The sequence below is a fragment of the Streptomyces rimosus subsp. rimosus genome, assembly GCF_000720725.1.
In the GTDB taxonomy this organism is placed as follows: Bacteria; Actinomycetota; Actinomycetes; order Streptomycetales; family Streptomycetaceae; genus Streptomyces; species Streptomyces rimosus_A.
In genome coordinates this window covers 65,570-88,017 of sequence record NZ_JOCQ01000028.1, presented here as the reverse complement: position 1 = coordinate 88,017, position 22,448 = coordinate 65,570, and the positions used below count along the sequence as shown (strand labels likewise).

Genomic DNA, 22,448 nt, shown 5'->3' with positions numbered 1-22,448 from the left:
GGCCCCGACGCCCCCATCATCACCACCGACGCCCGCCACCGCAGCGAAGCCAAAAGCGCCCTCATCACCCTCGTCGAACACGCCCTCATGGCCCGCCTGCGCTGACCGGCCCGGAGACGTGACAACCCCCGCACCTCGGGTGCGGGGGTTTTTGGTGTGCGGCCGCGCTAGCCGTTCAGATGGTCGCCGACCGCCGTGACGAGGAGCGACAGCGACACCGCCCCGGCGTCCGGGTGGCCGTGGCCCAGGGAGCCCATGCGGGCCGCGCGGCCGCGGGACGGGGTGAGGTCCGCGGTGGCGGAGGCGGCGCGGGTGGCGGACTGGGCGGCGGCCTTCCAGGCGCCGGGGAGGGGTTCGGCGGCGCGGGCGTGGAGTTCGGCCCGGAACGGGTCCAGCGCGTCCAGCATCGTCTTGTCGCCCACCTGCGCGCCGCCCAGGTCCGAGACAGCCTGCTGCGCGGCTTCGGCGGCGTCCGCGAACAGCGCGGTGGAGTAGGCGCGGGCCTTGGCGAGTACGGCGCCGGTCTCGGCCAGCAGCGTGCCGTACAGGGCCCCGGACGCGCCGCCCGAGGCGTCGGCCAGGGCGAGGCCCGCGGCGAGCAGCGCGGCGCCTGCCGAGCGGGGGTCGGCGGCCGGTCCCGGCTCGGCCGTACGGGCCGCGGCGACGGCGGCGCGCAGGCCCCGGACGATGCCGATGCCGTGGTCGCCGTCCCCGGCGACGGCGTCCAGCCGGCCGAGTTCGTCCTCGTTGGCCGCGATCAGGTCGAGGGCGGCCCGGAGGGCGGCGGTGGCGGGGAGGTCCGTGGCCGAGGGTTCGCGTACGGGCGCCGCCGTGCCGGGCGTGGGGGCGGCGGCCGCGGAGTCCGCCGGGCGGTGGTCGTCGTGGTGCCCCGGCACGCTGCGGAAGGCCGGTGTGTCGCAGGGCGCGTCGTACAGTTCGGCCAGTTCGTCGTCCAGGAGCATCACGGACAGCGAGACGCCCGCCATGTCGAAGGACGTGACGAATTCGCCGACCTCGGGGCGGTGCGGGCGCAGTCCGGCGGCGCGCAGCCTGCGGTTGACCCGGCGGTAGACGACGAACATCTCTTCGTACTTGGTGCGGCCGAGGCCGTTGAGGAGGACGGCGGCCCGCCCGTCTCCCCCGGCGGGCGGCTCCGGGAGCTCGCGCAGGAGGTTGTCGACGAGCGCGTCGGCGAGTTCGGACGCGGTGAGGTGGCGGGTGGTCCGCAGGCCGGGTTCGCCGTGTATGCCCATGCCGAGTTCGGTCGTCCCGGCGTCGACGGTGAACAGCGGCTCGTTCGCGCCCGGCAGCGTACAGCCGGCGAACGCGGCACCGAAGGTGCGGGTCATCGCGTTGGCACGGGCCGCGAGCCGGGCCACGCCCGCCAGGTCGTCGCCGCGTTCCGCCGCCGCGCCCGCCACCTTGAAGACGAAGAAGTCGCCGGCCACGCCGCGCCGGTCGCGGGACGGGTCGACCGGCTGCCCCTCGACCGGCGGCGGGCCGCTGGCCACGTCATCGGTGACCAGGACGGTACGGACATCGACGCCCTCGGCGGCCAGGCGGCGGGCGGCGAGGCCGAAGTGCATCACGTCGCCGGCGTAGTTGCCGTAGCTGAAGAGCACGCCCGCGCCGCCGTCCGCGGCCCGCGCGGTGCGGTAGACCTGTTCGGCGCTGGGGCTGGCGAAGACGTCGCCGACGGCCGCCGCGTCGGCGAGGCCGGGGCCGACCAGCCCGGCGAAGGCGGGGTAGTGCCCGGAGCCGCCGCCGATGACGACCGCGACCTTGCCGGGGCGCGGCGCGTGCCGCCCGACGACCCCGTAGGTGTCCGGGACCCGGCGCACCGTGCGGGCGTAGGCGTCGGCCAGGCCCTCCAGCCAGTCCTCACGGAAGGTCCCGGGGTCGTGTCCGGGGCCGGCGGCGGGGGTGGTGGTCATCGGGCTCACTCCTTTGTTTCGTCCCTTGTTGGATTTAACACCCGGATCACATACCCGTCACCCCTCCTGGCGTAATCCACCCCAGTTGTAGCCAAGAAGCCGCGCAGAAGCCGTGAAGAAGTCTCCGGAAAAGCCTCCGCATCACATCTTGCATGTGAAGTTCACAGGCTTCATGCTGCCAACATCACACCGCACCGCACCGCCCGGAGGCGTCCATGGCTCCACCGCAGCTCTCGCTCCCCGACCGCCTCCCCGACCGGCTCCCCGACCGGCTGGGCATCCCGAAGCCGCTGGTCCTCGGCTACCTCGGCGTGCTGCTGTTCATGGTCGGCGACGGGGTCGAGTCCGGTTTCATCGCCCCGTACATGGCCGGACACGGCGCGGGCACCGAGGTGCACGCCTCGTACGTGATCACCGCGTACGGCGTGACCGTGATGCTCGCGTCCTGGCTCTCCGGCGCGCTGTCGGACCTGTGGGGCCCGCGCCGCGTCATGCAGCTGGGCCTGGCCGTGTGGGTCGTCTTCGACGTGCTCTTCCTGGTCCTGGCGCTGGGCCCGGGCAACTACCCGCTGATGCTGGTCTTCTACGGCCTGCGCGGCTTCGGCTACCCGCTCTTCGCCTTCGGCTTCCTGGTGTGGATCACCGCCACCGCGCCGGCGGCCCGGATGGGCACCGCGGTCGGCTGGTTCTACGTGGCCTTCACCGGCGGCCTGCCCACCCTCGGCTCGCTCGTCGCGGGCGTCACCAACCCGTGGTTCGGCCAGTTCGGCACCCTGTGGGTGGCGCTCGGCATCATCGTCCTGGGCGGCGTCTGCTGTCTGCTCGGCGTCCGCGAGCGCACCGGCTTCGCCCGGCTCGCGCCGCCGGAGGTGCGGCCCGTGCAGTCGCTGCTGTCCAGCCTGTCCATCGCCTGGACGCACCCGAAGGTCGCCGTCGGCTGCGTGGTGCGCATCATCAACACGGCGCCGGAGTTCGGCTTCCTGGTGTTCCTGCCGACCTTCTTCGGCGAGGAGCTGGGCTTCGGGCAGGGCCGCTGGCTGACCCTGCTGGCCGTCATCTACGGCACCAACGTGCTGTGCAACCTGCTCTTCGGGGTGATCGGCGACCGGATCGGCTGGCGGCGCACCATCGCCTCCTTCGGCGGCCTCGGCTGCGCGGTCACCACCCTCACCCTCTACTTCGTGCCGAAGGCCGTCGGCGGCCACTACGGGGTGGCCATCGCCGTCGGCATGCTCTACGGCATCACGCTGGCCGGTTTCGTCCCGATCTCCGCGCTGGTCCCGGCCCTCGCGCCGGACAACAAGGGCGGCGCGATGGCCCTGCTCAACCTGGGCGCGGGCGGCGCCGCCTTCGTCGGCCCGGCCATCGTGAGCGTCTTCCTCGGCCCGTTCGGCCCGGCGGGGGTAGTGATCATCTTTGCCGCGCTGTACGTGCTCTCCGCCGTCCTGACGCTGTACCTGAAGCTGCCGGAGCCCGCCGCCGGGCCGGGCGGGGACGGCGACGGGGCGGTCCCGGCCGTCGCCGCTCCCGTCGCCCCGCCGTACGCGGAAGCCGGGCCCGGCCGGACCCGGCTTCCGTGAGAACCCTGTGACCGGCGGCTACGGCTTGGGGCACTGCTTCCACGCGAAGTGGTACTTGGTGTTGATGCTGCCGTCCGTGGAGTCCATCGCCATGAAGCTGGTCAGCTTGGGGTCGGAGCCCTTGGCGTCCACCCGCAGCTCGGTGTTGATGTTGAAGTAGCGCTTCTCGCCGCAGGGGGCGTAGACCAGCGCGTCGATCCCGGTCTCGTCCGAGCTCTGCCAGTTGGCGTCGTACGGGCCGGTGAAGCGGTGGCTCTTGCGGTCGGTCTGGGCGCTGCCCTGGAAGTAGTAGCCCGCCTGCTGGAGGCCGATGGCGCCGGGCGCGAGCTGGGCGTAGCCGCGGTAGTCGGCGCGGGCGATGGCGTAGGTGAAGCCCTGCGGGACCTGGACGTTCAGGGCGATCTGGCAGTTCTTGCGGGAGTCCGTGGGTCTGCTGTCCTTGCCCGCCTGGGCGAGGTATTCGCTGTACGTCACGGTGAACGCGGTGTTGTCGGGCGCGACGGCGACCGCGGCGCTGCCGGGGCGGCAGCCCGAGCCGTTGACGGTGGCGACATTGATCGTGATCTTGCCGTCCGGCGGCGCGTCGCCGAACCGGGAGGCCTGGGCGGAGGCGGGGGACGCCGCGCCGGCGAGGATCAGCAGCGATGCCGCGGCGGCACCGGCACCCAGTGTGCGGAGCATGGGTTCTTCCTTCCGGTCGTCCGGGGACCGCTCCCGGGTCGGCGGTACGGGGACGCCGGGAGCGCCATGACGAGGGCATGCCAGCACGGGGATCACGGAATGGACAGCTCCCGGCACCGGAATCGGTGCGAACCTACGCCTTGATTCGGCCGCCGCAGCAACGAAGGCCGAGGAGCGAACGAAGGGCCTTCCGTCCGGCCACCGGACGGGACAACGCCACGGGCCCGGTACTCGCGGGGAGTACCGGGCCCGTGGTGACGGCCGTGTTCAGCGCTGCCAGCTGCCGGCGCCGTGGAAGCCGTGCTGACGCTCCAGGCGGCGCCAGCGGGCGCTGGCGGCGCGCCGGCGGGCCGGGACGGCGGCGGGCTGGTGGGCGGCGCGGGCGAGCAGGACGGCGGTCAGCGCCGCCAGCTCCTCCTCGCTGGCATCGCCCTTCTCCACGCGGATGGGGCTGGTCTGAACGACAGTGGTCACGTCTTCTCCGGTCTGCGAAAAATCCGGTCGGTATCGGGTCGTCGCCGTCCGCGCCTACTGGGGCGGGTTGCCGTGCTTACGGGCGGGCAGGTCGGCGTGCTTGTTGCGCAGCATCTCCAGCGAGCGGATGAGCACCTCGCGGGTCTCGGCGGGGTCGATCACGTCGTCGACCAGGCCCCGCTCGGCCGCGTAGTACGGGTGCATCAGCTCGGACTTGTACTCCTTGACCATCCGCGCCCGCATCGCCTCCGGGTCGTCCGCCTCGGCGATCTGCTTGCGGAAGATCACGTTGGCCGCGCCCTCGGCACCCATCACCGCGATCTCGTTGGTCGGCCAGGCATAGGTCAGGTCCGCGCCGATGGACTGCGAGTCCATGACGATGTACGCGCCGCCGTACGCCTTGCGCAGCACCACCGAGATCCGCGGCACCGTGGCGTTGCAGTACGCGTACAGCAGCTTGGCGCCGTGCCGGATGATGCCGCCGTGCTCCTGGTCGACGCCGGGCAGGAAGCCCGGCACGTCCAGCAGCGTGACGATCGGGATGTTGAACGCGTCGCACATCTGCACGAAGCGGGCGGCCTTCTCCGAGGCCTCGATGTCGAGCACCCCGGCCAGCGACTGCGGCTGGTTGGCGATGATGCCGACGACCTCGCCGTTCAGCCGGGCCAGGGTGACGATGATGTTGGTGGCCCAGCGCTCGTGGATCTCCAGCAGCTCGCCGTCGTCGACCAGCTCCTCGATCACCGCCCGCATGTCGTAGGGGCGGTTGCCGTCCGCCGGCACCAGGTCCAGCAGCGCGTCACCGCTGCGGTCGGCGGGGTCCTCACAGGCCACCGACGGCGGCTGCTCGCGGTTGTTCTGCGGCAGCATCGACAGCAGGAAGCGGACCTCTTCCAGGCACGTCTGCTCGTCGTCGTAGGCGAAGTGGCACACCCCGGAGGTCTCGGCGTGCACATCCGCGCCGCCCAGGCCGTTCTGGGTGATCTCCTCGCCGGTGACCGCCCGCACCACGTCCGGGCCGGTGATGAACATCTGCGAGGTCTCGCGGACCATGAACACGAAGTCCGTCAGCGCCGGGCTGTAGGCCGCGCCGCCGGCGCACGGGCCGAGCATCACCGAGATCTGCGGGATCACCCCCGACGCCTTGGTGTTGCGCTGGAAGATGCCGCCGTATCCGGCCAGCGCCGAGACGCCCTCCTGGATACGGGCGCCGGCGCCGTCGTTCAGCGACACCAAAGGCGCGCCGGCCGCGATGGCCATGTCCATGATCTTGTGGATCTTGGTGGCGTGGGCCTCGCCCAGCGCCCCGCCGAAGATACGGAAGTCGTGCGCGTAGACGAACACCGTCCGCCCGTGCACCAGACCCCAGCCGGTGATCACACCGTCGGTGTAGGGCTTCTTGGCCTCCAGGCCGAAACCGGTGGCCCGGTGCCGCCGCAGCGGCTCGACCTCCCGGAAGGAACCCTCGTCCAACAGCAGCTCGATCCGCTCACGCGCGGTGAGCTTGCCCTTGGCGTGCTGCGCCGCGGTCGCCCGCTCGCTGGGGCCGCGCCGGGCCTGCTCACGGATGGCGTGCAGCTCGGCGACCCGCCCGCGGGCATCGTTCGCCTCAGCGGGCACATCTTCGACAGTGGTCATGTATCGACGGTACGTGTCCCGGGCCTCCGGAACCGATGTCGGTTTCGTACAACGTCGGAAGCGATTTGGTGGGCAGGCAGAACAGAAGCCGCCTGTACGTGGCCCGCGTCCGGCCTGCCGGGCACGCCGGAAGGCCCGATCGGTATGTATGGGCCCGACAAAGCGCGACCGGCCGGCGTTGTGGTGCTCCGATGCTTGACCAGGCGCCGCGGCCTCCCGGCCGGGCCCCGGAACCGGCCTTGATCAGGGAGAACGGCCGGTCAGCGCGGGGCGACCGTACAGGTGTGGGTGGTGCAGGCGGTGCCCGGGACGACCCGCAGACGCAGGGCCGGAGCGGTCGCCAGGACCGTGACGGAGGGGTCCGCGGCGAGCACGGCGCGGACCGGGCGGTCCCAGACCACCTCGAACGGCTTGCCGCTGCGCGGCGGCTCGGCCACGCACAGTGACGCCGTCCGCCCGTGCCCGCCACGCGGGGGTCGCTCGCGCAGCAGGACGCTCGCGGGCGCCGTGACGGTCAGGCCGCCCGCCGACCCGGCCTGCCAGAAGTTCGCGGCGGTCAGGCCGAGCGACGGGACCGCGACCGCCTGCCGCTCGCCGCTGTTGGCCAGGACGGCCAGCCAGCGGCGGTCGGCGGCCCGTGCGGCCAGGGCGCGCGGCCCCGCGCCGGGCATCAGCAGGTATGCGTACGCGGCGTCCGCCGGGTCGGTTCCGTGGTCGAACCAGAGGGTCAGGTAGCGGCGGGTGAAGGGTTCGGGCGAGCCTCCGGTGTTGATGTCGCTCCATGCGCCCGTCCGGGTGTCGCGGAGCGCGTACGGAACCGGTTCTTCCCTGCCCGGCAGGCGGGGGAAGACGTATCCGCCGTGCCCGGCGAGGTGGATCCAGCGGGCTCGCGGGAAGGACAGCCGCCGCCCCGGCTCGGCGGACCGCCGTACGCCGTCCACGGTCAGGACGGGCGTCCCGGACGCGCCCAGGCTGCGGTTGTCCACGACCGTCTCGGCGGGCACGCCGTCGCGGGAGGTGATCCCGGCGCCCAGGCAGATTACGCAGTCCGCGGCGAAGAACCACGACTTCTTGGCGCGCAGGGTGGAGGAGAGGCCGCGCACGTCCTGCCCGACCGCGGCGAACTCGCCGTCCGTGGTCCCGCCGACCCACCGCGCGGCGGGCTTGGGCTCGCCCCAGCCGCCGCCCTCGTTGTCGGCCAGCCGCTTGGTGGAGACGGTGGTGCCGGGCAGGCGGTACGGGTCGACGGTGGGCCAGAAGGCGTCCGTGTACTGGTCGCCCCCGAAGTCGCGGCCCCACCAGTAGAGCATTCCGGCACCGGTGTGCCAGCCGCGCGGGTTCTCGCCGTTGCCGTTCTCGTAGTACGTGATGCGGTCCGACGCCATGGCCAGACCGGCGGCCCAGCCGGGGCGGCGGTGCACGGCCCGGTCCATGGCCGGGAAGAGCCGGTGGGCGACGGGTTCCGGCGCGACCGGACCGCCGTCGTCCGCGAGCGCCTTGAGCCGGGCCAGGTCGGCGACCTCGTACTGCCGGTCGGCCAGGACCGGATAACCGGTGTCCCGCCGGATCCAGCCGCGGACCATCGCCTGCCAGCGCTCCCGTTCCCGCGGCGCGGCCGCCTCCGCCAGCAGGGCGACGGCGGCGACCAGCGCGTGACCGTGGAAGTGGTCGCTGCGCATCACCCGGCGCTCGTCGGCGCGCAGATAGCCGCGGCTTATGGCGCGCCCGTTGACGCCGTCCATCATCAGGCCGTTGTAGAGCAGCGGCGCGTAGGCGTGCTCCACGCTGTCGAAGATGATCTGGCGCTTGGGATCGGTGACGGCCCAGTCGGACCCGTCGAGCAGCAGGAAGAGGCGGCCCAGCCCGTCGAGCAGGACGAATCCGTAGGTCCCGGAGTAGGCGACCCAGGTGTGCTGGACGAAGGAGCCGTCGGCGTAGAGGCCGTCGCCCTTGGTGACGTACGGGAAGACCGGCGACAGGGCGTCGCGGGCCAGCGCGGTCTTCGCCGGGGCCCGGCCGAGGATGCCGCGCAGCGCCACGACGCGGCACAGGTCGACACGGTTGGCGCCGGTGCTGGTGCCGGTGTAGTCGCCGAGCATGGCGTCCGGGACGAAGTGGTCGACGGCGGCGAGGTAGCGCTCCCGCCGCTCCTGGCCGAGCTGCCCGTACAGCATCGCGACGGTGTCCAGGAGGAGCCGGGGGCTGCCGATCTGCCACTCCCACCAGTTGCCGTACCGCGTGGTGCCGGAGTGGTAGACGGTGTCGTGTACGTGGTCCAGGCCCTTCACGACATCGGCGGCGAGGCCGGCGTCCCCGGTCAGACCGGTGCCGGGCTGGACGTGGGCGCGCACCATGGTGGCGAGGCGGTTGTAGCTGCGGGTGATGCCGGCCGGCGGGTCGAAGGGGCTGTCGGGCCAGAGCGAGCCGGCGGCCGGGCGCATGGCCGTACGGAAGCCGCGGGCCAGCTCGCCGGTCTCCTTCAGGCGGGCGGCGTACGGCTCGGCGGCGGGGTCGTAGCCGGTGCCGAGCTGGATGCCGAGCCAGCGGCGGCGCAGCAGCTCGTACGGATCGCCGTCGGCGGCGTGCGCGGCCGCGGCCGGTCCGGTGAGCGCGGGCGTCAGCGCGAGGCCGAGCGCGCCCGCTCCGGAGAAACCGAGGAATCCGCGGCGGGACCAGAGGGGGGAGGGCGGCACGGTCCATCCTTTCCCTGAGCGTCGACGGCAGCAGCGAGTGCGGTACGCGGTACGGAATGGGCCGGTGGTGCGGTGCCCGACGGTTTAGCACGGCGGGCGTACGCCTGCAATGCCCGTGCCGGCCCGACCGGGCGACGCCCCGGCGGCCACCGCATCACTCCCCCGCCAGTTGGTAGTTGAATCTCGAACTAGCTGCCGTTAAGCTCGTCCGGCGGCCCTCGCCGCCCGGGAACACCGCGGCCCCGCACCGGCTCCTCCCCCAAGGAGCGGTGCGGGGCCGCGGTCACATCCCGCGTCCGGCGGCTACTCCTGCGGCTCGACGCCCGCCCGCATCAGCCCGTACGCGTACGCGTCGTCCAGCGCCTGCCAGGACGCCGCGATGACGTTCTCCGCGACGCCGACCGTGGACCACTCCCCCTGCCCGTCGCTGGTGGACACCAGGACGCGGGTGGTCGAACCGGTGCCCAGCCGGCCCTCCAGGATGCGGACCTTGTAGTCCACCAGCTCCAGCCCGGCCAGCTGCGGGTAGATCCGCTCCAGCGCCACCCGCAGCGCCCGGTCCAGCGCGTGCACCGGGCCGTTGCCCTCGGCGGTGGCCACCAGCCGCTCGCCCTTGGCCCACAGCTTCACGGTCGCCTCGTTGGCGTGCGTGCCGTCCGGCCGGTCCTCGACGATCGCCCGCCAGGACTCCACCTCGAAGTACCGGCGCGGCCGACCCTCCGCCTCCTCGCGCAGCAGCAGCTCGAACGAGGCGTCGGCGGCCTCGTACGTGTACCCGGCCAGCTCGCGCTCCTTGACCCGCGCCACGACCCGGCCGACCAGCTCCCGGTCGCCGCTCAGGTCGAAGCCCAGCTCCTTGCCCTTGAGCTCGATGGAGGCGCGCCCCGCCATGTCGGAGACCAGCATCCGCATGCTGTTGCCGACCAGCGCCGGGTCGATGTGCTGGTACAGATCCGGATCGACCTTGATCGCGGAGGCGTGCAGCCCGGCCTTGTGCGCGAAGGCCGAGACGCCGACGTACGGCTGATGCGTGGAGGGCGTGAGGTTGACGACCTCGGCGATGGCGTGCGAGATGCGGGTGGTCTCGGCCAGCTTCCCCGCGGGCAGCACCCGGCGCCCGTACTTCAGCTCCAGGGCGGCCACGACCGGGAAGAGGTTGGAGTTGCCGACCCGCTCGCCGTAGCCGTTGGCGGTGCACTGCACGTGCGTGGCGCCCGCGTCCACGGCGGCGAGGGTGTTGGCGACCGCGCAGCCGGTGTCGTCCTGCGCGTGGATGCCCAGGCGCGCCCCGGTGTCCGCCAGCACCGTCCGGACGACGGCCGAGACCTGCGCGGGGAGCATGCCGCCGTTGGTGTCGCACAGCACGACCACGTCGGCGCCGGCCTCGCTCGCGGTCCGTACGACCTGCTTGGCGTAGTCCGCGTCGAGGGCGTACCCGTCGAAGAAGTGCTCACAGTCCAGGAAGACCCGGCGGCCCTGCTCGCGCAGGTACGCGACGGTGTCCCGCACCATCGCGAGGTTCTCCTCCGGGGTGGTGCGCAGCGCCAGTTCCACATGCCGTACGTGCGACTTGGCGACCAGGGTGACGACCGGTGCCTCGGACTCCAGCAGGGCCGTGACCTGCGGGTCGTCCTCGACCCGCACGCCCGCCTTGCGGGTGGCGCCGAAGGCGACCAGCCGGGCGTGCCGGAAGTCGATCTCCGCGCGGGCCCGCTGGAAGAACTCGGTGTCCCGGGGATTGGCGCCGGGCCAGCCGCCCTCGATGAAGCCCACGCCGTAGTCGTCCAGGTGCCGGGCGATGGTCAGCTTGTCGGCGACGGTCAGGTTGATGCCCTCACGCTGCGCGCCGTCGCGCAGCGTGGTGTCGAAGACGTGGAAGGCGTCGGACAACGCGGGTTCGGGTGCGTCCGTCATGCTGCTCAAGGCTCCTGTCGGGTCTCGGTTTTCCGGAAAACCGGATCCACCGCCCCCTCGTGGTCCCTCGCGCTCCGCCGCCGGCGACGGGTGGGCCGGAAACGAAAAGACCCCTCGCGGATGCGAGAGGTCTGCGCGCGGGTCTGGGACGACGGCGACCGCGCCGTACTCGGTACGTACGGGGCGGTCACTGCGGACCGGCGCGCCTGCTGCCGATAATCATGGCGAGGGAGGGCACGGGCCTCAGTTTGCCACAGGTTCCCGTGGGGCGGCCGGGTGTCTCACAGTTCGGGCCGCCGGGGGTGGCCCACGGCGTCAGCCACCGGTCGGGGGCAGGGCTCGACGCGCCGCGAGTCGCACTGACACAGATCGTCAACTGATTGATTCTCACGGAGCTGGTCGCTGTCCCGGCCCTGCGAAAGGGTTCCAAGAAGGCGGCAGTGCGGCATGTGCGCACTGCCGCCTGTCGCCGTGCCGAGCGTTCAGGCACCTCCACGAGAGAAGGAAACACGTCCCTTATGCGCGCCCTTGTGGTCGATCACAGTGCGGCCGGACCCATCCGGTTCGCCGATGTCGATGAGCCCGTACCGTCCGCCGGTGAGGCGTTGGTGGAGATACGGCACATCGGTCTCAACTTCGGAGAGCTGAACTACGTACAGCAGTGGCCGGCCGGCGCTGTGCACGGTCACGACGCGGCCGGCATCGTGGTGCGCGCCGCATCCGACGGCTCGGGGCCGCCCGAAGGCACGCGCGTCGCAGTGGGCATGGCTCCCCACGCGTGGGCGGAGCGGATGGCGGTCAGCCCCGCCTCCCTCGGCACCGTCCCCGAGGGCGTGGACCTGGCCGACGCCGCCGCGCTGGGGATCGCCGGAGTCACCGCACTGCGGGTGCTGCGCAAACGTTCCCTGCTGGCACGCAACGTTCTGATCACCGGCGCCAGCGGGGGCGTGGGGCACTTCGCCGTCCAGCTGGCGGCGCTGGCGGGCGCCCGGGTGACGGCACTCGTCGGTTCGCCGGAGCGGGCCGCCGGACTCCGTGAACTCGGCGCCGACACGGTCCTGACCGACCTGGCCGGGACCACGGACCGGTTCCACCTCGTCCTGGACACGGTCGGCGGGCCGCTGATGGCCCAGGCGTGGAATTCCCTCGCCGAGGGCGGCACCCTCCACCCGGTCGGCTACTCCTCGGGGCAGGAAACCACCTTCCCGTCAGGGACCTTGTTCGGCTTCGGCGAACCCCGCAGCATCGCCACCTACGGCGACATGACGCCGACCGGCGAGGAGCTGACGGACCTGCTGGGCCTCATGGCCGCCGGGAGGCTCTCGGCGCCGGTCGGACGGCGCGGCGACTGGCGGGACGTGGACGACGCCGTCCGGGCGCTGTTCGCGCGGAAGGTGCACGGAAAGATCGTTCTTGACGTGGCCTGACGCGGTGGACGAGGACGCACGCGTCGTCGGCCGTCGCCCGCCGGTGGGCGGTTCGCGGCGGTGGACGAGGATGGACCCATGGATGTGCTGGCGGAGGTCTTGCGTGTTTCGGGTGCGCGTGGGGCGCTCGGGGTCGTGCTGAAGGCCGGGGGAACCTGGGGCCTGTGGCTGGACTCCTCGCCAGGAGCGGCACTGCACGTGGTGTCCCGCGGCACCATGTGGCTCCACGTCACCGGCGCGAAGCCCCTTCAGGTGCAGGCCGGAGACGCCGTCCTGGTGCCGCCGGGCACCGCGCACGGGATAGCCGGCGGCGCCGGCGTGGCGATGGGTTCCTGCGACCGTGCGGCGGCGGCCCGGTCTTTCGGCGATGGCCGAGCCCTGCGACTGGGCTCGGCGCCGGTGCAGACCGAAGTGATCGTCCTGCACTACGAGCAGGACCCGGAGGTGCGCACACCGGTGCTCACCTCCCTCGCCCGGCCGATGCACGTCACGGCCCGGGAGAACGCGCAGCTCGGAAGGACCGTCGAACTTCTCGCTGCCGAGCTCGCACAGCCGCAGATCGGCACCACCGCCGCCGTCAACAGCATCGTCGACCTCCTGCTCGTCCAGTTCGTACGCGCCTGGCTGGCCCGCCACCCGCAGGAGCGGTCCGGCTCATGGCTGGGAGCGATGCGTGATCCGGTCGTGCGCGACGCCCTGGCATGCGTCCACGCCCAACCGGCACACCCCTGGACCACGGAGACCCTGGCCACCGCGACGAGCGTCTCCCGGGCGACACTGTCCAGGCGTTTCCGGTCAGCCCTCGGACAGACTCCGGGCGCGTACGTGACCCAGTGGCGCATCGACCTGGCGTCCGTCCGGCTCCGCGATACCGATGAGCCGGTCGAGTCGATCTCCGGCGCGGTCGGATACGGCTCTCCGCACGCTTTCAGCCGCGCCTTCAGACGCGCTCACGGCATGGCCCCGGGCGAGTACCGTTCTCGATCTCGCGAGTGATCGCCCGCAGGCGATCACCGGCCTCACTTCTCAAACGCCGGAGGGGCTGGTCCTGGCCGGAGCCGGGTCCCCCTCCGGCTGCTTCACCCGGTGGAGGTCGATGGTCCTGGTCTCGCGCATCGTGACGTAGACGATCAGCGAGACGGCCGCGCAGCCCGCCACGTACCAGTAGTAGCCGGATTCGATGCCGCCCTTCTTGAACCAGAGGGCCACGTATTCGGCGGTGCCGCCGAAGAGGGCGTTGGCGATGGCGTACGGGAGGGCGACGCCGAGGGCGCGGATGCCGGTGGGGAAGAGTTCGGCCTTCACGCAGGCGTTGATCGAGGTGTAGCCGGTGACGACGAGCAGGGCCAGCAGCGAGAGGCCGAGCGCGGGCCAGAAGCTGCCGGCGTGCTTGAGCAGCGTCATGATCGGCACGGTCAGGAAGGTCGAGCCGACGGCGAAGGTGATCAGCAGCGGGCGGCGGCCGATCCGGTCGGAGAGCCTGCCCGCCAGCGGCTGGATGCACATGAAGACGAACAGCGCGCAGAAGCTGACCAGCGAGGCGGTGGGCTTGGCCAGGCCGGCGGTGCCGGACAGGTACTTGGTGAGGTAGGTCGTGTACGTGTAGTACGCGACGGTGCCGCCCATGGTGAGCGCGATGACGAGGAACGCCTCGCGCTTGTGCGCCCACAGCGCCTTGATCGTGCCGCGCGCCGGGTCGCTGTGCGCGCTGTCGTCCTGCGCGTACACCTCCGTCTCCAGCATGTTGCGCCGCAGGTAGAAGACGATGGCGGCGCCGAGCGCGCCGATGATGAACGGGATGCGCCAGGCCCAGCTGTGCAGGGCGTCCTCGGACATGGTGCGCTGCAGGATGATCTGCAGGCCGAGTCCGAGGAGCTGGCCGGCGGTCATGGACACGTACTGGAAGCTGGAGGCGAAGCCGCGGCGGCCGGGCGCGGACGCCTCCGTCAGGTACGTGGCGCTGGCCGCGTACTCGCCGCCGACCGAGAGCCCTTGCAGCATGCGGGCGATGAGCAGCACCGCGACGCCGCCGTAGCCGGCCACCGCGTAGGTCGGCGCGACGGCGATGAGGACGGCGGAGGCGGACATCAGGGTGACGGTGAGGGTCAGCGCGGCCTTGCGGCCCTTGCGGTCACCGACCCGGCCGAGCAGCCAGCCGCCCACCGGCCGCATGAAGAAGCCGACCGCGAAGATCCCCATGGTGTTCATGAGGTTGGCGGTGTCGTTCCCCTTCGGGAAGAAGGAGTCGGCGAAGTACACCGCGAAGCTGGCGTACACGAACCAGTCGAACCACTCGACCATGTTGCCGGCCGAGCCGACCCAGATCTTCTTCCACTGCTCTCGTCCCATGACCGATCACGGTCGCCGACCGGTACCCGCCGCGGCAAGGGTGCGGCGGGCACCGATCACGCTTCGTTACCTGCGGAGTATGCGCCCGACCTGCGCGAGGAGGCGCCAGCGGGGTCGCGCGGGGTGGCCGTCGCCCTCAGCGGGTGTGCCGCAGGAACACATCGGTCTCGTAGTTGGTGTCTCCGGCGACCAGGTCGTCGAGGTGCGACTCGAAGACGACCTTGCGGCCGTCCGCCGTCATCCCGTCGGGCCCGGCGGTGGCCGCCCTGGGCTTGCCGTCGGTGCCGGGGCTGACCAGGGTGTCCTTCCCGGTCTTCAGGTCCTTGACGTACAGCCCGTACTCGACGCCGTAGGAGTGCAGCAGCAGCCGTCGGCCGTCCGGGCCGATCGCGTCGGCGTCGGCGTACTGGTTGCCGTTGACGCCGTCCACCCGCCGGACCGCGCCGGTGCGCAGGTCCCGTACGAAGACGTACGAGCGCGCCTCGTCCGGCACCGGCACGATGTTCTTCGCGGAGGAGTTGAAGGCGACGGTGCGGCCGTCGGCGCTGATCAGCGGGTCGGTGGAGCCCGAGGTGGCGGGCAGCCCGTCGGCGGTGGTGTCGATCTGCCGCTGCTCGCCGGTGCGCAGGTCGGCGAGGTAGATGTCGGCCCAGTCGCGTTCGCCGCCGGGGCCGCCGCCGCGGCGGCTGCGCTCCCGGTATACGACCTTGCCGCCGTCGGCGCTGATCCGCGTGGAGTCGTAGCCGCGTCCCTCCTTGGTGGGGACCCGGCTGGCCCGGCGCGTCGTCCCGGTCCGGCGGTCGCGTACGTAGATCCGGCTCATCTCCTCCTTCTCCGGCGGGACGGTGGTCTGCCTGCCGACGTAGGCGACGTAGCGGCCGTCGGCGCTGAGCGCGGGCGCCTCGCCGCCGGTGAAGCCCGCGTCCATGTCCAGGTCGGCGCGTTCCAGGCGGCCGGTGCGGATCTCGTAGACGTAGACGTGGTACTGCCCGCCCGTCTCGGCGTTGAAAGCCACGTACCGGCCATTGGCGCTGATCGTGGCGAAGTCGGCGTTGCCGTGGCCGAGCGGGGCGTTGAGGCGGCGGGTGGTGCCGGTGCGGCGGTCGCGCAGGAAGACGTCGCGGACGAGGGTGCCGTCGTTGTCGTCGCCCGGCACGAGGTTGTCGGCCTCCGAGTCGAAGGCGACGTACCGGCCGTCGGCGCTGATCGCGGCGTTGAACGAGCCGCCGCCGACCGCCTCGGAGCCGTCGGGGGCGGTGTTCACCCGCTCGGTGCGCGGCCCCTGGCCACCCGCCGCCGCGGGCGGGCCGCCGGCCGCCACCGCCCCCACCAGCACGGCGGCCACAACGGCGCCCGTCACCGTACGTCTGCCGCTGCCCGTACCCGTGTCCACGCCCATGCTTCCCCCCGGAAACACCCGCCTCCGGCCCTGCGCCGGAGCGCGAGGGGATACAACCGCATCTCCGGCGACAGGGTCAATGCGCTCTTTTCCGTACAACCAGTCGGGAGTTGGGGCTTGCAGCCGGCCGGGAGTTGGGGCATCCAACCCGTCGGGAGTCGAGGCGTCCGCACAGCCCGGCCATCAAGGCGCGTTCGCGGCCTCCGCCGGCGTCAGCGCCTCGTCCAGGAACTCCGCCACGTGCCGCAGCACCTGCTCCCGGTCCAGCCCCGGCAGGCCGACGACGAGGTGCGTGCCGAAGCCGTCCAGCAGCGCGCGCGTACGGGTGGCGAAGCGCTCCGCGTCCACCGCCCGCAGCTCACCCTTCGAGGCGCCCTCGGCCAGGAGCGCCACCAGATCGCGGTGCCAGGCCAGTTCCAGGTCGAGCTGGCGCTCGCGGGCCTTGTCGTCCGCGTTCTGCGAGCGGTTCCACACCTCCAGCCACAGCGTCCAGCGCGGATCCCTGCGCCCTTCGGGCAGGTACAGCCCCACCAGCGCGTCCAGCCGCTCGCGCGCCGGGACACGGCGCGCGAGCGCGGCCCGCCGCCGGGCTCCCAACTGCTCCTCGCTCCACTGCAAGGTCTGGAGCAGCAGTTCATCCTTCGTACCGAAGTAGTAGAGGATGTGCCCGCTGCTCATACCGACCTCGCGGCCGAGCCCGGCCATGGTCAGCCGGTCCAGGCCCGCTTCGGCGATGGTGGTCATCGCCGCGGCGAGAACCTGCTCGCGGGGCTGGGCGAGCCGCCGCCGGGGTCGGCGGACCGGTCCGGACACGGAAACCTCCGGTAACGTCAGACTGCTGCGCCCACCTTGGGCTGCTGCTGGGTGATGCAGTGGATGCCGCCACCCGCTGCAAAGATCGTACGGGCGTCGACGAGCGTGACCGTCCGCTCCGGGAACAGCCGCCGAAAGATCGCGGCGGCCTCCTCGTCGCGCGGGTCGCCGAAGGCGCACAGCACCACACCGCCGTTGCACAGGTAGTGGTTGATGTACGAGTAATCCACCGGCTCACCGTCCACCTCCACCACGGTCGGCGCGGGCACCTCGACCACCTCCAGGCGCCGGCCGCGCGCGTCCGTCGAGGCGCGCAGCAGCCTGACGATCTCGGCGCACACCGCGTGATCGGGGTGGGCCGGGTCGGGCTGGGTGTGCGCGACGACGACGCCGGGGCGGGCGAACGCCGCGACGATGTCCACGTGCCCGCGGGTCCCGAACCGTCCGTAGTCGGCGGTCAGCCCGCGCGGCAGCCAGATCGCCTTCGTGGTGCCGAGGCAGGCATGAACCTCCGCCTCGGCCTCCTCCCGGGTACGGCCGGGGTTACGCCCGGGGTCGAGCTGCACGGTCTCCGTCAGCAGCACCGTCCCCTCGCCGTCCACATGCAGCCCGCCGCCTTCATTCACCAGCGACGAGCGGTACGTACGGGCCCCGGCCAGCCCGCCCACGTACCCGCCGATCTCCGCATCCCGCTCCCAGCGAGCCCAGTCCTGCGCACCCCACCCGTTGAACACCCAGTCCACAGCGCCCAGTTGCCCCGGCCCGCCGACCAGGAACGTCGGCCCGATATCCCGCATCCACGCATCATCCAGCGCCCGCTCGACCACCTCGATCCCCGCCCCGAGCAACGGCCGCGCCCGATCCGCCTGCCCGGGATCCGCCACCACGGTGACCGCCTCGAACCGCCGCACGGCCCGCGCCACCCCCGCCCACACCCGCCGGGCCCGCTCCAGTTCCTCGCCACCCTCGCCCCCGAAGGTCGCGTTCGGCCCCGGCCAGGCCATCCAGGTGCGCTCGTGCGGAGCCCACTCGGCGGGCATGCGGAAGCCGTCGGCGGCGGGGGTGGTGGTCATGGGGTCCTCCGGGAGCGGGGCGGCCCCCGTCCGGGCCGCCCCGCGTGTGTGAGTAGCGTCGACTGGGAACGCTTTAGTGCAGCACTCTAATCAGGCCTACCCCTGGCCACAAGGGCTTGACTGCCGCGCGGTCATCGAGGAGTTAGAGCAGCACTCAAAGCCGTACAGAGCCGGGCGTCCGGAACCGCGCACCCCGGGAGCACCGACCGCCCCGACAAAACGCCGAACGGCCCCCCGGCAAGCGCCGGGCGGCCGTTCGGTGAGGTGGGATGGGGCTCGGGAATCAGCCGAGCTGGTGCATCCAGCCGTGCGTGTCCGGCGTCGCGCCCGTCTGGAGGTCCAGGAGGGCCTTGCGGAGCTTCATGGTGACCTCGCCGGGCTTGCCGTCGCCGACCGTCCAGGAGGCGGCCTCGGACTTGACCGAGCCGACGGGGGTGATGACGGCGGCGGTGCCGCAGGCGAAGACCTCGGTCAGGGATCCGTCCTCGGTGGCGGCCTTCCAGTCCTCGACGGAGATGCGGCCCTCGGCCGCCTCGTGGCCGAGGTCGGTGGCGATCTTCAGGAGGGAGTCGCGGGTGATGCCGGGGAGGAGGGAACCGGAGAGTTCCGGGGTGACGATCTTGTTGCCGTACACGAAGTACAGGTTCATGCCGCCCATTTCCTCGATCCAGCGGCGCTCGATCGCGTCCAGCCAGACGACCTGGTCGCAGCCGTGCTGGGCGGCCTGGGCCTGGGCGACGAGGGAGGCGGCGTAGTTGCCGCCGGTCTTGGCGGCGCCGGTGCCCCCGCGCACGGCGCGCACGTACTCCTGGGACAGCCAGACCGAGACCGGCTTGACGCCGCCGGTGAAGTAGGCGCCGGCGGGCGAGGCAATGATGATGAACAGGTATTCGTTGGCCGGCCGGACGCCCAGGCCGACCTCGCTAGCGATCATGAAGGGGCGCAGGTAGAGCGATTCCTCACCGGTGGCCGGCACCCAGTTCTTGTCCTGCCGGACCAGCGCGTCGCACGCCTCGATGAAGGTATCGACGGGCAGCTCCGGCATGCCCAGGCGGCGGGCGGAGGCCTGGAAGCGGCGGGCGTTGGCGTCCGGGCGGAAAGTGGCGACGGTGCCGTCGGGCTGGCGGTACGCCTTGAGGCCCTCGAAGATCGTCTGCGCGTAGTGCAGCGTCATGTTGGCCGGGTCCATGGACAGCGGCGCGTACGGCACCAGCTGGGCGTCGTGCCAGCCGCGGCCCTCCGTCCACCGGATCGTCACCATGTGATCGGTGAAGTACCGGCCGAAGCCGGGGCTGGCCAGGATCTTCTCCCGCTCCGCATCGGACAGCGGGTGGGCGGAGGGCTTGAGCTCGATCGTGGGCGTCGTCATGAGTGCGTGTCCTTCACCGGTGAGGTTGTGGGGCCGCGCTCACGAACTCCTTGCCGTTACAGGACGTCCGGTACTCCCCTCGTACGGCGGCTCCACGTTCGATTATCGCTCCCGTGTCGCCGGGGAGGAAACGCCGTGCTGTGGAGGACCGGGACGCCGCGGCTCCGGAACCGGACCCGTGTGCGCATGCCAGGGGTCGATGGTCGCATTCAACCCGGCGGTAGCACAGTCGCGGGCATGGGTGACAGCGCCGGGGCGGTGGGCCCCGGCGCTGTCGGCGGCCGGCCGCTCGTCGGGCCGGGCGCTCAGCCCGCCACGCGGGAGGCGAGCGCGTCGCCGATCTCGCCGGTGGTACGGGGGGCCGTGCCGCGGGCTTCGAGGTCGGCGGCGACGGCGGCTTCGATACGGGCCGCCTCGGCGTCGTGACCGAGGTGGCGCAGGAGGAGGGCGACGGACAGCACGGTGGCCGTCGGGTCGGCCTTGCCGGTGCCCGCGATGTCCGGCGCCGAGCCGTGCACCGGCTCGAACATGGACGGGAAGGCGCCGGTGGGGTTGATGTTGCCGGAGGCGGCCAGGCCGATGCCGCCGGTCACGGCGGCGGCGAGGTCGGTGAGGATGTCGCCGAAAAGGTTGTCGGTGACGATCACGTCGAACCGCTCGGGCTGGGTGACGAAGAAGATCGTCGCGGCGTCCACGTGCAGATAGTCGGTGGTGACCCCGGGGTACTCCTCGCCCACCTTGTCGAAGATCTTCTTCCACATGTGCCCGGCGTGCACCAGGACGTTGTTCTTGTGGACCAGCGTCAGCTTCTTGCGCGGCCGGGCGGCGGCCCGCTCGTACGCGTCCCGGACCACCCGCTCCACGCCGTACGCGGTGTTCAGACTGACCTCGGTGGCGACCTCGTGCGGGGTGCCGGTGCGCAGGCTGCCGCCGTTGCCCGTGTACGGGCCCTCGGTGCCCTCGCGGACGACGACGAAATCGATGTCGGGGCGGCCGGCGAGCGGCGTCGCGGTGTTCGGGAAGAGTTTGGAGGGGCGCAGGTTGACGTAGTGGTCGAAGGCGAAGCGCAGCTTCAGGAGCAGGCCGCGCTCCAGGACGCCGGAGGGCACGGACGGGTCGCCGATCGCGCCGAGCAGGATCGCGTCGTGCCCCTTGAGGGACTCCAGATCCGCGTCCGGCAGCGTCTCGCCGGTGGCGTGCCACCGCCGGGCGCCGAGATCGTACTCCTTGGTTTCCAGCTTGACGTCCTGCGGGAGGACCGCACCGAGGACCTTCAGTCCTTGGGCCACGACCTCCTGGCCGATACCGTCACCGGGGATCACTGCGAGGCGAATGCTGCGAGACATGGGTGGACCCTACTCTTCGTCCCATTGCTTGACACGTGCTGTCCGGGATACGGACACATGGGGAGCCGGTCACCCGCCGTTCACCCGGAGTGCTTCCATTCGTCGGACGGCGATGCGACGTTGCGCAGCATGGACACACCACGCGTGGGCATCCCCGAACCGCTGGCGAGCCGCCTGAGCATGCCAGAGCAGCACGAGTACCTCCGGACGAAACTGACCCGCCGCGGACTGCTGCGCACCTCCGCCGCCACGGCGGGCGCCGTCGCGGGCGGCGGGCTGCTGGCCGCCCCCGCCCAGGCCGCCGCCTCCCCCACCCTGCTCTCCTCCCCCGCCACCGGCGCCGTGCACGGCTCGCTGGTCGCGCCGTTCGGCCGGCACCTGGCCTTCGGCGCGGACCCCCGGCACCAGATGCGCGTCTCGTGGCAGGTGCCGTTCGCGGTCAAGCGGCCGTTCCTGCGCGTGGGACTGCGGCCGTGGGACCTGAGCCGGAAGATCCAGGCCGAGGTACGCCACCTGCACACACCGCCGCTGAGCAAGAAGCTGCCCGCGGTGGACCAGTACTACCTGCACGCGGCGCTGGACGGGCTGCGGCCCGGCACCACGTACTACTACGGCGTCGGCCACGACGGCTTCGACCCCGCCGACGCCCGCCACTTCGGCACCCTCGGCACCTTCCGCACCGCCCCGGCCCGGCCCGAGCGGTTCGTCTTCACCGCCTTCGGCGACCAGGGCGTCAGCTACCACGCGCTCGCCAACGATCAGCTCATCCTGGGCCAGAACCCGTCCTTCCACCTGCACGCGGGCGACATCTGCTACGCCGATCCGGACGGCAGCGGCACCGACCACGACACCTACGACGCGCGCCAGTGGGACCAGTTCCTGGCGCAGACCGAGTCGGTGGCCAAGACCGTGCCGTGGATGGTGACGACCGGCAACCACGACATGGAGGCGTGGTACTCCCCCAACGGGTACGGCGGCCAGGACGCGCGCTGGACCCTGCCGGGCAACGGGCCGGACGCGAAGAGCGCGCCGGGCGTCTACTCCTTCACGTACGGGAACGTCGCCGTCGTCGCGCTCGACGCCAACGACGTGTCGTACGAGATCCCCGCCAACCTCGGCGTGACCGGCGGCAGGCAGACGAAGTGGCTGGACCGCAGACTCGGCGAGCTGCGCGCCACCCGGGGGATCGACTTCATCGTGGTCTTCTTCCACCACTGCGCCTTCTCCACCACCAACTCGCACGCCTCGGAGGGCGGGGTGCGCGATGCGTGGCTGCCGCTGTTCGAGAAGCACCAGGTGGACCTGGTGGTCAACGGACACAACCACGTCTACGAGCGGACCGACGCGATCAAGGGCGGCCGGGTCTCGAAGAAGGTGCCGATCGGCGAGACGGTGGACTCCGCGCGGGAGGGCATCGTGTACGTGACGGCCGGCGGCGCGGGCAAGTCGCTCTACGACTTCCCGGTGCCGGACAGCTACGAGGGCCACGTCAAGGACCTCGACCACGTGGACACCTACCACTGGGCCAAGGGCCGGGAGAAGGTCAAGGAGACGGTGCAGTGGTCGCGGGTGCGCTACACCGGCTACTCCTTCATCGCCGTCGAGGTCCTGCCGGGCCACCGGCCGCGGATGAAGGTCACCGCGCTCGCCGAGTCCGGTGAGAGCATCGACCGCTTCGAGGTCACCCGGCGCCGCTGAGCGGAACAGAAGCCCCACAGAAGCCGCCGAGCGCACCGGAACGGGCGTGCCCGCGCGCAC

The 22,448-nt window shown here is 72.0% G+C and carries 16 protein-coding genes and 1 pseudogene; 5 read left to right on the top strand and 12 right to left on the bottom strand.

What is annotated here, in order from left to right:
- Window positions 1-105 (top strand): annotated as a pseudogene (locus IH45_RS0116900) (ATP-binding protein); the annotation flags it as partial.
- A gap of 62 nt (window positions 106-167) precedes the next feature.
- Here the strand turns inward: IH45_RS0116900 and IH45_RS0116895 are convergent.
- On the bottom strand, window positions 168-1,934 hold the full coding sequence (locus IH45_RS0116895; RefSeq protein ID WP_030668184.1) for a dihydroxyacetone kinase family protein: 1,767 nt from the start codon (window positions 1,932-1,934) through the stop codon (window positions 168-170).
- A gap of 215 nt (window positions 1,935-2,149) precedes the next feature.
- Here IH45_RS0116895 and IH45_RS0116890 point away from each other — a divergent pair, with 215 nt between their 5' ends.
- Window positions 2,150-3,514: an MFS transporter gene (locus tag IH45_RS0116890; RefSeq protein WP_030668182.1), complete on the top strand. Its 1,365-nt coding sequence runs from the start codon at window positions 2,150-2,152 to the stop codon at window positions 3,512-3,514.
- An 18-nt stretch (window positions 3,515-3,532) separates the two neighbouring features.
- Here the strand turns inward: IH45_RS0116890 and IH45_RS0116885 are convergent, their stop codons facing one another.
- The 5 genes from IH45_RS0116885 to cimA form a co-directional block, all read right to left on the bottom strand.
- Entirely contained in the window at window positions 3,533-4,195 is a 663-nt protein-coding gene (locus IH45_RS0116885; protein ID WP_030668179.1) for a DUF4360 domain-containing protein, read from the bottom strand.
- A gap of 267 nt (window positions 4,196-4,462) precedes the next feature.
- On the bottom strand, window positions 4,463-4,669 hold the full coding sequence (locus IH45_RS0116880) for an acyl-CoA carboxylase epsilon subunit (protein WP_030668176.1): 207 nt from the start codon (window positions 4,667-4,669) through the stop codon (window positions 4,463-4,465).
- A gap of 54 nt (window positions 4,670-4,723) precedes the next feature.
- Window positions 4,724-6,307, bottom strand: a complete 1,584-nt coding sequence (locus IH45_RS0116875; protein ID WP_030668172.1) for an acyl-CoA carboxylase subunit beta — start codon at window positions 6,305-6,307, stop codon at window positions 4,724-4,726.
- A gap of 260 nt (window positions 6,308-6,567) precedes the next feature.
- Window positions 6,568-9,000 (bottom strand): polysaccharide lyase 8 family protein, encoded by a 2,433-nt coding sequence (locus IH45_RS0116870; protein ID WP_030668169.1) that lies wholly within the window; start codon window positions 8,998-9,000, stop codon window positions 6,568-6,570.
- Between the two features lie 303 nt (window positions 9,001-9,303).
- Entirely contained in the window at window positions 9,304-10,914 is a 1,611-nt protein-coding gene (gene cimA, locus IH45_RS0116865; RefSeq protein WP_030668166.1) for a citramalate synthase, read from the bottom strand.
- A 518-nt stretch (window positions 10,915-11,432) separates the two neighbouring features.
- Between cimA and IH45_RS0116860 the strand changes: the two genes are divergently transcribed.
- Together IH45_RS0116860 and IH45_RS0116855 are read left to right on the top strand one after the other, a co-directional pair.
- Window positions 11,433-12,341, top strand: coding sequence for a zinc-binding dehydrogenase (locus IH45_RS0116860; RefSeq protein ID WP_030668161.1), 909 nt, complete (start codon window positions 11,433-11,435; stop codon window positions 12,339-12,341).
- 78 nt (window positions 12,342-12,419) lie between these two features.
- A complete protein-coding gene (locus tag IH45_RS0116855; RefSeq protein WP_030668158.1) occupies window positions 12,420-13,337 on the top strand; it encodes an AraC family transcriptional regulator in 918 nt (305 codons plus the stop codon).
- Window positions 13,338-13,367: 30 nt separating this feature from the next.
- On the opposite strand, the gene IH45_RS0116850 is transcribed toward IH45_RS0116855, so the two are convergent.
- The 6 genes from IH45_RS0116850 to IH45_RS0116825 all read right to left on the bottom strand — a co-directional run bounded on the left by IH45_RS0116850 (window position 13,368) and on the right by IH45_RS0116825 (window position 20,690).
- Window positions 13,368-14,690 (bottom strand): MFS transporter, encoded by a 1,323-nt coding sequence (locus IH45_RS0116850; RefSeq protein ID WP_030668155.1) that lies wholly within the window; start codon window positions 14,688-14,690, stop codon window positions 13,368-13,370.
- Window positions 14,691-14,826: 136 nt separating this feature from the next.
- Window positions 14,827-16,089, bottom strand: a complete 1,263-nt coding sequence (locus IH45_RS0116845; protein ID WP_050514911.1) for a TolB family protein — start codon at window positions 16,087-16,089, stop codon at window positions 14,827-14,829.
- A gap of 183 nt (window positions 16,090-16,272) precedes the next feature.
- On the bottom strand, window positions 16,273-16,902 hold the full coding sequence (locus tag IH45_RS0116840; protein ID WP_030668150.1) for a TetR/AcrR family transcriptional regulator: 630 nt from the start codon (window positions 16,900-16,902) through the stop codon (window positions 16,273-16,275).
- Between the two features lie 17 nt (window positions 16,903-16,919).
- Window positions 16,920-17,975, bottom strand: a complete 1,056-nt coding sequence (locus IH45_RS0116835; protein WP_030668148.1) for an agmatine deiminase family protein — start codon at window positions 17,973-17,975, stop codon at window positions 16,920-16,922.
- Between the two features lie 283 nt (window positions 17,976-18,258).
- Window positions 18,259-19,344, bottom strand: a complete 1,086-nt coding sequence (locus tag IH45_RS0116830) for a branched-chain amino acid aminotransferase (protein ID WP_030668145.1) — start codon at window positions 19,342-19,344, stop codon at window positions 18,259-18,261.
- Window positions 19,345-19,649: 305 nt separating this feature from the next.
- On the bottom strand, window positions 19,650-20,690 hold the full coding sequence (locus IH45_RS0116825; protein ID WP_030668142.1) for a 3-isopropylmalate dehydrogenase: 1,041 nt from the start codon (window positions 20,688-20,690) through the stop codon (window positions 19,650-19,652).
- Window positions 20,691-20,819: 129 nt separating this feature from the next.
- Here IH45_RS0116825 and IH45_RS0116820 point away from each other — a divergent pair, with 129 nt between their 5' ends.
- Entirely contained in the window at window positions 20,820-22,388 is a 1,569-nt protein-coding gene (locus tag IH45_RS0116820; RefSeq protein WP_030668138.1) for a purple acid phosphatase family protein, read from the top strand.
- Window positions 22,389-22,448 lie beyond the last annotated feature (60 nt).